At 57.6% G+C, this 12,305-nt stretch carries 10 protein-coding genes; 1 reads left to right on the top strand and 9 read right to left on the bottom strand.

Features of this window, described 5'->3' with window-relative positions:
• Nucleotides 1–12 precede the first annotated feature (12 nt).
• Nucleotides 13–183, top strand: a complete 171-nt coding sequence (locus ACZ5C3_RS15335) for a hypothetical protein (RefSeq protein WP_464030982.1) — start codon at nucleotides 13–15, stop codon at nucleotides 181–183.
• A 57-nt stretch (nucleotides 184–240) separates the two neighbouring features.
• Here the strand turns inward: ACZ5C3_RS15335 and ACZ5C3_RS15330 are convergent, their stop codons facing one another.
• The 9 genes from ACZ5C3_RS15330 to ACZ5C3_RS15290 all read right to left on the bottom strand — a co-directional run bounded on the left by ACZ5C3_RS15330 (nucleotide 241) and on the right by ACZ5C3_RS15290 (nucleotide 11,969).
• Nucleotides 241–813 (bottom strand): hypothetical protein, encoded by a 573-nt coding sequence (locus ACZ5C3_RS15330; RefSeq protein ID WP_464030980.1) that lies wholly within the window; start codon nucleotides 811–813, stop codon nucleotides 241–243.
• A 24-nt stretch (nucleotides 814–837) separates the two neighbouring features.
• The gene (locus ACZ5C3_RS15325) at nucleotides 838–2,421 is read right to left on the bottom strand and encodes a tetratricopeptide repeat protein (protein ID WP_464030978.1); all 1,584 of its coding nucleotides are present in this window, start codon (nucleotides 2,419–2,421) and stop codon (nucleotides 838–840) included.
• 228 nt (nucleotides 2,422–2,649) lie between these two features.
• Complete coding sequence (locus tag ACZ5C3_RS15320; RefSeq protein WP_464030977.1) at nucleotides 2,650–2,904, bottom strand: DUF2171 domain-containing protein; 255 nt, start codon at nucleotides 2,902–2,904, stop codon at nucleotides 2,650–2,652.
• Between the two features lie 116 nt (nucleotides 2,905–3,020).
• Entirely contained in the window at nucleotides 3,021–3,230 is a 210-nt protein-coding gene (locus ACZ5C3_RS15315; RefSeq protein ID WP_464030976.1) for a hypothetical protein, read from the bottom strand.
• 143 nt (nucleotides 3,231–3,373) lie between these two features.
• The gene (locus ACZ5C3_RS15310) at nucleotides 3,374–4,999 is read right to left on the bottom strand and encodes a class I adenylate-forming enzyme family protein (protein WP_464030975.1); all 1,626 of its coding nucleotides are present in this window, start codon (nucleotides 4,997–4,999) and stop codon (nucleotides 3,374–3,376) included.
• Nucleotides 5,000–5,255: 256 nt separating this feature from the next.
• Nucleotides 5,256–6,902 carry a class I adenylate-forming enzyme family protein gene (locus ACZ5C3_RS15305; protein ID WP_464044135.1) on the bottom strand — a complete coding sequence of 549 codons (1,647 nt, stop codon included), beginning with the start codon at nucleotides 6,900–6,902 and terminating at the stop codon, nucleotides 5,256–5,258.
• Between the two features lie 216 nt (nucleotides 6,903–7,118).
• Nucleotides 7,119–8,765: a class I adenylate-forming enzyme family protein gene (locus ACZ5C3_RS15300; protein WP_464030971.1), complete on the bottom strand. Its 1,647-nt coding sequence runs from the start codon at nucleotides 8,763–8,765 to the stop codon at nucleotides 7,119–7,121.
• Between the two features lie 132 nt (nucleotides 8,766–8,897).
• A complete protein-coding gene (locus ACZ5C3_RS15295) occupies nucleotides 8,898–9,959 on the bottom strand; it encodes an SDR family oxidoreductase (protein ID WP_464030970.1) in 1,062 nt (353 codons plus the stop codon).
• A 177-nt stretch (nucleotides 9,960–10,136) separates the two neighbouring features.
• Nucleotides 10,137–11,969: an arylsulfatase gene (locus ACZ5C3_RS15290; RefSeq protein ID WP_464030968.1), complete on the bottom strand. Its 1,833-nt coding sequence runs from the start codon at nucleotides 11,967–11,969 to the stop codon at nucleotides 10,137–10,139.
• Nucleotides 11,970–12,305: the final 336 nt, after the last annotated feature.

Raw genomic sequence — 12,305 nt, 5'->3', positions numbered from 1 at the left:
GACTGACACGCGATGAAGAGGTCCGAACAATATCGTCAATACGCTGAAGACAGCCTGCGCCTTGCCAGCACTGCGCTGGATGAGCCACAGCAAAATCGATATCGCCGTATGGCGGATGCGTGGCGCTCTCTTGCTGAAGAGGAAGAATGGCTCGAAAGCCGGCGGGAAATGTCCGAAAACTAGTTTGTTATCTCTGAGCAGAAAGCATTTTTGAGACTGTCCTTGCAGTCACCCTGTTGCTCATAGCCCAAGTGTGTCGGTCGCCCAGTGAATAATCTTGTCGCTATTGAGGAAGGCGATCGCACTTGGTTCTACGAGGTCCGGGCGATCCCGAGCCGTCACAACAGTTGCGACGACAGCGTCGCAGCGGTCATTAAAGGCGATCGCCAGTGCTGTGCTATGCGAACGATCACCGGTGAGATAAGCACGGCTGCGGCCCTTCATCCAACGCACGCTGATCTCACGACCAGGCCCAAGCGCTGACGGCTTATCTCCCATTAATCGGAAATCGCTCAGGCGATGAAGCTCGTCATCATCCGCGACGCCTGTCGTACAATTGCAGAAGCCGATCTTGGCACGAACATAGAGATTGACGTCCGCGCCGCATTGGGCGGCTGCACAGCGAAAAGCCTTGCCCTTACCCCACTCATCCATCGCAAATGGCCACTCCACTTCCGTCCAGATAGGACGTTCCGAGATGACGCCCGCCTGGCTACGTTTCGACAGCAGCGGCCATGCCAGATGGCTGAGCGCCCCAGCAACGCCTCCGATCAACAGGCCGCAGATCGCAGCCATCGCGATGGTTTTCTTCATCACGCACCGCCTGTGAGAAAGCCGCTAATTCTTCGCCACAAACGCCTTGGCTTCCGCAAGCGTCGGCCTTTCAGACATGGCGCCTGCTGTGTCCACTAGCTTCTCGTAGATCGCCTTTGCTTTCGCGTTATCACCTGTGGCCTGCGCTGCCTTTGCCGCACCGATAAACGCATGGTAGCGGTTCGGCTCCTTCGACAGCGTCGCTTCGAACGCAGCGAGTGCCTCGGTCGTCATGCCGCGATCGAGCAGCATGACAGCATAAAGCTCGCGCGCCGGCATCAGGGGCCCTGGCGTGACCGGCGATTTTTCGGTTTTATCCTCTGCATCGGCCGCCAGGCTCATCGCTTTCAAGGCGTCATCGTATTTCCCTTCAGCGTGGAGAATCCATGCACGGGCCTCCTGTTCCTGAACGTCGACCTGACTGGCCCAGTAGTCGTTCTTTGCTTCGCGTAAATTGTCACGAAGTGCAGCAAGCTTGTCCGCATCGACGTTCGCGGCATCGGCGTCACCGGAGCGCGCCGCACCAATGGCACGGGCAAAGTAAGTTACCGCCATAACATGCGGAAATTTGCTCGACCGGACCGTGAGGTTCGCGGCTTCCTTCCACTCTTCACGTTCCATCGCATAGCGTGCTGGTGATGCGGCGCGCGCGTATGCAGCCGCAAAGGCATCAGGGCCGAATTGCGCGCTCTCGATTTCATCGATGACGCCGCGTGCCTCCTTGTCCTGGCCAAGCTGCAGATAGGCATAGACCATATAGTCCTGGCCATGCAGCTGATCGCCAATCTCATTGTTGGATTTCGCCGCGTCGACCGACGCCGCGTTCGCCGCGATCGACTCTTTCCAGTATCCGACGCGCGTGAAGATATGCGACGGCATGTGCTGGGCATGTGGTGCGTTCGGCGCCACCTTCGAATAGCGAAGTGCCGCCGGCAGCCCTCTGGCCGCGATTGGCGGATAGTCATACAGGTGGATCAAATAGTGAGCGACGCCCGGATGCTGCGGCTGGCGCTGAAAGATCGGCTCAAGGATCGCCGCGCCTTTCAACTGGTTTGCGTAGGTCTTGTCTGCAGCAGGTGCTGAGACATTGAGCGTGATCGCATAGAAGATCTGGGCCTCGTCGTCGTCCGGATAATGGGCGGCGAGATCTGACATCTTCTGCAGATAGGCCTGAACGCGCGCCTGATGCGGAAGCTTGTCGTAGTCGCGATACATCACCGTAAGAGCATCGATATAGTCATTCTCGCGCTGCGTCTTGGCGCCGATCGCCTTTGCCGTCTCGATGGCGGCAAGCCCGAGCGGAAGATTAGGCGCGGGAACTGGTGTGTGCGGATTATAGAGCAACGCGAGTGCAATGCCCCATTGAGCGATGGCGCACTCCGGATCGGCTTTGAGTGTTTCCTCGAAAATTTCCTTCGACGCGCTGTACCAGAATGAATGCTGGTACCGCATGGCACGATCGAACCGCCGCTGTGCGGTCTCATTGCATGAAGTCTCGAAATGGACCTTTCCCAGTTTCTGGTCCGAATTGTCCTGAGCAAGAACGGGGTGACAAGGCCCGAGCGTCACGACGGCTGTGAGAGTGAATGCGAGTAGCGATGCACGCATGACGTCCTCCCGGCTGGATAGTGATAAATCTCCCTTCACATTTGCGGGAATGCTAGGCCCTTGAGCCGCGTCGCTCAACGCACCCATTTGTGAGCTTTGGGTCAGAGCTGCTGCCGGATCGCTCGCGTTCCATGTCAGCAACTACGAGGTGTGCCGCTCATGGGAATGCACAGCGCTTGAAGAACTCCGGCCGTCTCGACGGACGGCCGGTCATCATTGTGGAGTGAATCAGACGGGCTTGCCCGACGCCTCATCTTCGAAAGTGACCGCGACGGCGGCATTTGCCGACAAGCGTACTTTCTGCCCTTCGACATCCGCGACCAATCCGAGATCGATGTAGTGATGATGGCCCTTGTGACTTCCCTCGCCGCTGTCCGCCTTCGTGAGCTTGATCCTGTCCTTCTCGACACGGTCGACAGTCCCGACGTGAACGCCATCTGCTCCGATTACTTCCATGTGTTCCTTGATCCGACTGTCGCTCATCTGTCTCTCCTTGCTACAGGGGTTGGCGTTTCGAAGTTCGCGGCACATCAAGCCACGGCCCGAGCGGCCGATCGTTGCTGCGGCCGCCCAAGCTTAGCGATGCTCGTGGTGCATGATTATGACGCAGATCGCGGCGGCACGTTCCCGAGCAGCGGACCCAAACCTTCCGCGATGGTGAGGTGGGAGATCACCGCATCTCGCAGCCTGGTATATGGAAATTCGGCCAGCATGGCGGTCTGGATCGCTGCCATCACTTCACCAGCCTCGGAGCCGATCATGCTAAAGCCCAGGATTCGGTCGTCTTCGGCCGCGACCAGCACCTTCATAAAGCCATCGGTCGGACACGGTTAGAGGGGCCGGAAGATAGTCTTCCGGCTCCGCTGGAAGCCAAGCGAATGAGTTATTTTGCGCTGCACCGAAGCAGGCTGATCGGCACGAACCCCTGCTCGCTAATCTTCGCTTTGTAGCGTCATCCCAGATGGCCGCTTGAGGCACCTATCGGGTTTTGGCGGCGGCGCAACTCTGCAGTGCCTTTTGAAGGGTAGGACGACTTATCTTTCGTCCGAAACTGATCTGTCGGGTAGAGCTCAGTAGCCGTCTTTTGCAAACCCTTGCGGTCGATCTTACCAAGCGGAGTAAGAGGCAGCTTATCCAGGATCTTAAGATCTTCAGGGACCTTGTAAGCGGCCAATCGCGCAGAAACGTTTTCGAGGATCTCAGGAACAATACCCTGTCCAGCATTCTTGGTGAGCGTGACAAAGCCAAAGATCCTCTGGCCGAGCGCGGGGGACGGCACGCCGACGACTAATGCCTCCTCCACCGCAGGATGGCAGGCAACAAGCGCCTCCTCCACTTCGATCGGCGAGACGTTGATGCCGCCGCGAATGATGAGGTCTCTCTTCCGGGCGACAAACCAGATCTCATCACCGTCGCCCCGCTTCATGAGGTCGCCGGTATGGTACCAGCCGCCTTCGAGGGCTTGTTCTGTAGCCTGCAGATCGTTCCAATAGCCCATAAAAAGATGCGGTCCGCGAAGCAACAGTTCGCCGACTTCGCCATGCGGCACTTCCGCGCCGGACTCGTCGACCAATCGGATTTCCGCACCTTTCGCGATGCGCGTCACCGGCCCTGGCTTCAAGCCGTAAGTCAGTGATCCGACAACTTCCGTTGCACCCCAGATGTTGTAAAGCGGTACCTTGAACGTCGAACTTACTTGTTCCTGAAGTTCGATAGGACATGCGTCGGCGCCTGTGAGACAATATCGCAACGACGAAAGATCTCGTGGCTGGGCGCACTGGCAATCAAGCAGCGTTGCGTACTGATAGGGAAAGCTGGCAAAGAGCGTACAACGATAGCGCTCTATGGCGTCAAGCATCGCTTCGGCGTCGATGCTATTGAACAAAACGAAGGGTACACCGAGATCAATCCAGGTTAGAATGGTGAAGAGACCGCTGATGTGCGTCATAGGTGTTGAGGCCATGACCAGGTCGTTATGCGACACGTTCCAATATTCAGCCAACGAGCCCACGCTCTCTCCCAGCGCGTTCGCTGAATGCATGACGAATTTAGGCTGGCCAGAAGTTCCGGATGTGTTGATGAGAACTGCCGGGTATTGCACTTCGGATGACGCGAACGGCGGCTCGTGGTCAGCCCCGTCGAACAGAAGCTCCCAGGGCTGGACATCTACGCCGTCGCGCGTCGCATCGAGCACAAAGCGCCTGCCTTGCGGAAGGATAGCGTCATCGATCGGGTCAACGTTGGGATAGAGGTTAATCTCGCCGAGATAGATTGCGGGATCCAGGCGCTGGAGCAGGGAGGCAAGCTCCGCGGCCTTGAATGTAGTATGCAATGGTGCAGCGATCGCGCGCAATTGGAAACAGGCATAAAAGGCGATGATCATCTCAGCCCTGTTGATCATATGCAACGCGACGCGATCACCCGCTCTCACGCCACGCGCTGCCAACGCGCGCGCCAGACGCGCGGCTTCGGTTGCAAGCCGCTCGTAAGTCCAAACGGTGTCATCAAAAATAAATGCCGTGCTTTGAGGTCGAGTGCCAACCTGGTGCATCAAAGCCTTCATTGGAGTCCGCTTCATCGTCTCCTCCTGTCAGCATGAACGACCCCCTCATTCGAGACCGGTGGCACTACAGGGCCATTTCAAGCCTGGGAGAGACTGTTACAGTTGTAGGTCCGGCGACACACGGAGGACAAAAGCGGGGCGCGTGCACTGTTTATGTCGTTGAAGCTCATCACGGCCTCTCATTCCAAGACGCAAAACATTGCAGGACTACGGACCAAAATCCGTAATCCATCCATTCATGCAAGGAGGCGCTCAAGGACGTACAAAAAATCTAGTGACCGTTCAGCGTCGTTGTCGCAACTGGCCGTTTGAAAACAGCTACCGACTTCGCGCGGCGCCCCAAAGCTGGAGTCCCCTTTGAATGGGAGGACGATATATCCCTCGTCCAAAGCTGGCCTGACTCGTAGAGATCAGAAGCGACCTTTAACAGCCTCTTGCGGTCGACTTTACCCAGCACCGTGAGAGGAAGCTTTTCCAGGACCTTGAGATCTTCGGGGACCTTGTAAGCGGCTAATCGTTCGGCGACTTTTTCGAGAATTTCGGAGACAACCGTCTCCCCGGCATCCTCCGTAACCGTGATGAAGCCAAAGATCCGCTGACCGAGTACGGAGTCCGGTACGCCGACGACTAATGCTTCTTTCAGCGCAGGATGGCAGGCAACGAGCGCCTCCTCCACTTCGATCGGCGAGATGTTGGTGCCACCACGGATAATGATATCTTTCTTCCGCGCCACAAACCAAAGCTCATCACCCTCGCCCCGCTGCATGAGATCGCCAGTATGATACCAACCGCCTTCGAGTACTTGCTCTGTCGCTTGCGTATCGCCCCAATAACCCATGAAAACGTTTGGTCCGCGAACCAACAGTTCGCCGACGTCGCCGTGCGGGACGTCTGCGCCAGATCCGTCAATCAGTCGAATCTCCGCGCCTTTCACGATGCGCGCCACCGGCCCCGATTTTAGCCCGTAAGTCAGTGATCCGACAACTTCCGTTGAAGCCCATAGATTGCGGAGGGGGGCATTGAACGTCGCGCTCACCTGCTCCTGAAGTTCGACCGGACAAACATCCGCGGCAGTGAGGCAGTATCGCAACGACGAAAGATCTCGCGGTTGGGCGCGCTGGAGATCGAGCAACGCGGCGTACTGGACAGGGAAGCCGAGATAGACGGTACGACGATGGCGCTGTACGGCGTCGAGGACCGCTTCGGCGTCAAAACTCTCGAGCAGAACGAACGGTGCGCCGATATCGAGCCAGGCGAGAGAGGTAATGAGCCCGCTCAAGTGCGCCAGAGATAGCGCGACAACCGCGACGTCGTTGCCCGATACGTCCCAAGCCTCCGCCATCAACTTGACGCTCTCTCCCAACGTGTCCGCCGAATGCATGACGAATTTGGGTTGGCCGGAAGTCCCGGATGTGTTGATGAGGACTGCCGGGTATTGCACTTCGGATGACGCGAACGATGGTTCGCTGTCGGCCCCGTCGAACAGAAGCTCCCAGGGCTGGACATCTACGCCATCGCGCACCGCATCGAGGACGAAGCGTCGGTCTTGCGGAAGAATCGCGGCATCGATCGATTCAACATTGTGATAGAGATTCATCTCGCCAAGGTAGAGCGCAACCCCCAGGCGTTGCAGTAAACCCGCAAGCTCGGCGGCCTTGAATGCCGTTCGCAATGGTGCCGCGATCGCGCGCAATTGGAAGCAGGCATAATAGGCGACGATCATCTCGGGCCGGTTCATCATGTGCAGGGCGACGCGATCACCCGCTCTCACGCCACGCGCTGCCAACGCGCGCGCCAGACGCGCGGATTCGGATGCGAGCCGCTCGTAAGTCCACACGGTGTCATCAAAAATAAATGCCGTGCTTTGAGGCCGAGTGCCAACCTGGTGCATTAAAGCCTTCATTGGAGTCCGCTTCATCGTCTTCTCCTGTCCGCATGAACGAGCTCTTCATTCGAGACCGGCGGCACTACAGGGCTATTTCAAGCCTGGGAGAGACTGTTACAGTTGTAGTTCCGGCGGCAGAGCGCTCATTCATCACGGCTTCTCAAGACGCAAAGCATTGTAAGATTACGGACCAAAATCCGTAATCCATCCATTCATCCAAAGAGGCGCCCAAGGACGTACAGAAGAACTCTAGTGACCGCTCTGCGGCGTCATCGCAACTGGCCGTTTGAAAACATCGGCTTCAAGCGACGGCAGCAGTGCCGCAGTACTGCCTGAATGGGAGGGCGAGGTCTCTCTCGTCTCAAACTCGCCTGCCTCGTGAAGATCAGAAGCGACTTTTAACAGCCTTTTTCGATCGACTTTACCCAATGGCGTGAGAGGCAGCTTATCCAACACTTTGAGATCTTCAGGGATTTTGTAAGCAGCCAATCGCTCGGCAACGTTGTCGAGAATTTCGGAAACACCGCTTTCTCCGACATGCTCCGTCACCGTGACAAAACCAAAGATACGTTGGCCCAGGGCGGCATCCGGCACACCTACAACGGCCGCTTCCTTGACAGCGGAATGCGAAGTGACGAGCGCCTCTTCCACCTCGATCGGCGAGATGTTCGTCCCCCCTCGGATGATGATGTCTTTCTTTCGAGAGACGAACCAGAGCTCACCATCCGCGCCAAGCCGCATCAGGTCTCCCGTATGATACCAACCGGATGTGAGGCTTTCCTCTGTGGATGGCATATCATTCCAGTAACCACAGAACACGTTCGCGCCGCGGATCAGCAGTTCTCCGACTTCTCCATTTGGTACCTCCATGCCGATCTCGTCAACTAACCGAATCTGCGTCGTGTTAATGACGCGCGAAACCGGCCCCAACTTCAATCCATACGCCACAGATCCTACAACTTCTGATGCGGCCCAAACGTTGTAGAGTGGCGCCTTAAACGTCCAAGACACTTGTTGCTGGAGTTCGATGGGACATACATCTCCCGCCGTAAGACAAAGCCGTAGCGACGAGAGATTACGCGGGTGAGCGCGCTGGCGTCCAAGCATCGCCGCATACTGGTACGGAAAGCCGATATAGAACGTGCAGCCATAGCGTTGAAAGGCATCGAGCACGACATCGGCGTCGAAACTCTCGACCAGGACGAAAGGCGCGCCAACATTGATATAGGAGAGAAAGGTACCGAGGCCGCCCATATGCGCCAGCGGCAACGGTTGAACGACAAGGTCCTTGGCCGACAAGCCCCAATTAAGAGCGATCAGTTCAGCCGTTTCTCCCAAGGTCGCGGCCGAATGCGCGACGAATTTGGGCTGACCGGTGGTTGTCCCAGATGTATTGATGACGACCGCGGGCCGGTGAACATCAGACCCAACGGACGGTTGGTTAGATTCCTGTCCATCGAAAAGCATCTCCCATGACTGTGGGTCGACGCTATCGCCCCCTGCCCCGATCACGAAGCGTTTGTCGCGCGGTAAGATCGCGGCATCAATCGCCGCAACGCTGTAATAGAGGCTGAGTTCGCCGAGATAGACCGTTGGAGTTAATCGCTGCAAAAGACCAGAAAGTTCGGCCGTTGTGAATGCTGTTCGCAATGGAGCGGCGATGGCACCGAGCTGAAAACAGGCATAATAGGCGACGATCATCTCAGGTCGGTTCATCATGTGCAGGGCGACGCGATCACCCGCTCCCACGCCTTGCGCGGTCAATGCGCGTGCGAGGCGAGCGGATTCAGAGGCGATCCGTTCATAGCTCCACGCTTCCTCGTGAAAAACAAATGCCGTGCTTTGTGGTCTTGTCTGCACGTGGTGCAGGAGCGCCTCGATCGGAGTCTTTGTCATCATCTCATCCTGGGTGCGTGAACGCCAAGATGAGAGATGAGCCCTCCTACACGCTGGTTTCACTCCGGGGAAAAGATGGCTACGGCTGTAACCGGAATACGTCGCAAAGGAGCCATTACCGATCGGATGTCTTCACGGAATCAGCCGCTCCCGTCGCAGTTGCTCGAATAGCGCGAAGAAAGCATCATCCGTCGGCTGATAGACCGTAAATCCGAGCTTCCGGCTTTTCGACATGTCCGTCACCACTTCAATAGGACGGCCGAGGTCGGCGTCGGTGTGCCATGGTGAAATCAACTGGTCGATGTCCGGCTCGGCGAGCTTGTGACGCTCGGCAATGTCGCGCCAGACGGTAGCGTCGTTGGCCATCTGCTGTTCGAGCGGACGAACCACACCGTCGAACGGCTCGGCCTCGATGCCGAACCAGCCTGCGATGCGGCCCCACATCCAGCTCCAACGAAAGATGTCGCCGTTGACCACATTGAAGTCCTGATTGGCGGCGGCGGGCGTGGTCGCCGCCCAAAGCAGATGTCGCGCAAGCAGCTTGGCGTCCGTCATGTCGGTAAGGCTATTCCACTGCGTCTCGGAGCCTGGAAAGCGGAATGGGCGGCCCGTTGCCTTGCAGATCGAGGCATAGACGGCAAGCGTGGTGCCCATATTCATGGCGTTGCCGACAGCTTCGCCGATAATGGTATGCGGGCGATGAACGCTCCAGGTGAAGCCGTCGCGCTTGGCCGCGGCGAACACCTCGTCTTCCTGTGCGTAGTAGAAATTGTCGATGTCGAGACGGCCCTGCTCTTCCCGGAACGGCGTCTGCGGTAGTGCGCCTTTGCCATAGGCTTCGAACGGCCCGAGATAGTGCTTGAGGCCGGTGACGAGCGCGACATGGCGAATGGATATCGCGGGCCGCAGCGCATCGATCAGATTGCGCACCATGGCGGCGTTGACGCGGATGTTCTCTGCTTCCGTTGCCTGCCGCAGCCAGCTGGAGAAGAAGACATGCGACGGTGCGAGGCCGGCCAGCGCCTTCGCAAGAGAAGCGGGATTAAGCAGATCGGCAGCAACAGGCAACACGCCGGATTGCACGACCGGTTTGCGGGCAAGCCCCCAGACCTCCCAGTTGTTCTCGCTAAGGACGCTCGCGGTCGCACTGCCGACAATTCCGCTTGCGCCCACCACCAGTGCTCTATTCGCCATGATCACTCCTGCTCTTCAGCGAGAAGTAGTCATGAAATGTGTCGCGTTCGAGAAGGTGCCCATGAGGAACATGGGCACCTTGAGGTAGCTACCATAAAGGCAAGACCATCGGTTCACGAATGGCGTGAAGACTTGCTCGCCGCCGCGATTGTCTCACGGCCTCGAGGTTGCGAATAGTTACTGCCCTTCGCGGTGCTTGATCATCTCATCGATCTTCTTCTTGACCGCGTCGAGGTTGAACGATGCCGGGTCCTGCATCGGCGGGTAATCGACCGCCGTCAATGCTAGTTTCCCGACAATCTGCTGCACCAGGACGAAGCGCCAGAACTCACGGGCGAAGAAGTCATTCATGTATCCGGGGGATCCGGTGTTCAGCGTTTCGCCACGCAGGCTCGACAACCTCTCGAACGGATCCTGACGGAGATTGGTCAGGACAGGCATATCCGTGGTGACTTTTTCGCCGGGCCAGCCGTACGGTTGCTGGAAGAACGTGAACTTCATGTTGTCGAGACGAACCGCGCCCAGATGTGGGCCTCCGAAATAAAACAATTCACGGCGCTTCGATGGGCCCTTGCCGGTGAGAAGATCCGTCTGGTTGTAGCCATCGAGGTGGTTTTTATAGGTGCGCGCGCCGAGTTGCACACCGCCCAACAACTGCTCGGTGATGTTCGGGTTGCCCGCTGCGGCCATCAGGGTGGGGAACCAATCAAGGCCGGACATGAGGCCGTTTTCGACGGTGCCAGGCTTGATTTGGCCTGGCCATCGGATGATGCACGGGACGCGGAAGCCGCCTTCCCCGACGGTGCCCTTGGTGTTCTTGAACGGCGTCATGCCACCATCCGGCCATGTGAAGACTTCCGCGCCGTTGTCCGTCGTGAAGATGACGATGGTGTTGTTGGCTTCTCCGATATCGTCGAGATGCTTCATCAGCGCGCCGATGGCATCATCCATCTGCGTCATTCCGGCTTCCTCGAGACCATAGTTTGTCTCGTTGTTCTGCATCGCGCTGTATTTCTTCGAGAGAAACGTCCAGACGTGCATGCGCGTGGTGTTGTGCCAGACGAAGAACGGCTTGTTGTCTCTCTTGGCTCTGTTCATGAAGTCGGTGGACGACTTGACCAATACCTCGTCGAAGGTTGTCATGTCGTACTTTGCCTTCACGAACGGCAAGTCGTGCATGTTTGGCACGTTCGACATGTCCGGGAACGGCGGCAAGGGCCCTTCATCGACGATCCTCTGCTTGCCTATTCTGCCCCAACGCGGCATTTCGGTCGGATCGTCCGTCTCGGTCGCATAGCTGTGGATCAGGCTGCGCGGGCCATGTTCGTTGTAAAACTTTTCATCGATGGGGAACGAGTACCAGTACGGATCCGACATCGCGTCGAGGTGGTACAGGTATCCGAAGAACTCATCGAAGCCGTGCAAGGTTGGCAGATATTTGTTCAGGTCACCGAGGTGGTTTTTTCCAAACTGTCCGGTGGCGTAGCCGAGTGTCTTCAGGCCAGTAGCGAGTGTCGCCGCCTGTGCCGGGATGCCGACGTCGGCACCGGCCTGACCCACGGTCGTCAACCCGGTACGGATCGGTAACTCGCCGGTGATGAAATTCGCGCGGCCTGCTGTGCAGCTTGCCTCGGCGTAGTAGTCAGTGAACATCATGCCTTCAGACGCCAATTTGTCGAGGTTCGGTGTCTTTCCCGACATGATCCCGCGATGGTAGGCGCCGACATTGAACCAGCCGACATCGTCCCCCATGATGACGAGGATGTTCGGCCGCCTCCCGGACGAAGCCGGTGCCGTTTGCGGCGCCTGCGCTTGTGCCGGCTGTGCAGGGATTGGCTGCGGCGGTCTTGGTGGCTGCTGCGCTTGCGCCGAGCCTGTCAGCCCGGCGGCTGACAGAGCCGATATTGCCGCAAGCGAGCCGCCGCTCAGCAACAGATCGCGGCGTTTCAACCCACCGCTTAGCGGCGCGTTGTTGTGGGAGGTTGATTCCGACGGATACTTGCTGGTCATGACGCACTCCTCACTGCTGTGTATCAAATCGGTGTCGCAAAGCCTGGTGCGGTGCGATGGCTCTCCGTTCGACGGATATGCAACGGTATGGGCGTGACAGAGCAACGGCTTGCGCGTGCGGAACGCACAAACGCATCGTTCGCGCCAAAAGCGAAACATCGAATGTTGAGATGATGTAGACGTTACAATGCAGAGGTAGCGAGTTGCCGCATGATCACCTTCTTTCTGCGGAAAACCGCACTGCACGAAGGGAGCGTCTTGAAAATTCCGGCGAACCTCGAACCAACGCTAAGTCAGATACCAGACATTGACAAGATGATTGAAGGGGTAAGCCTG

The organism is Afipia dichlorophenoxyacetatis (assembly GCF_055386385.1).
This window is presented reverse-complemented; position numbering and strand designations above follow the sequence as displayed.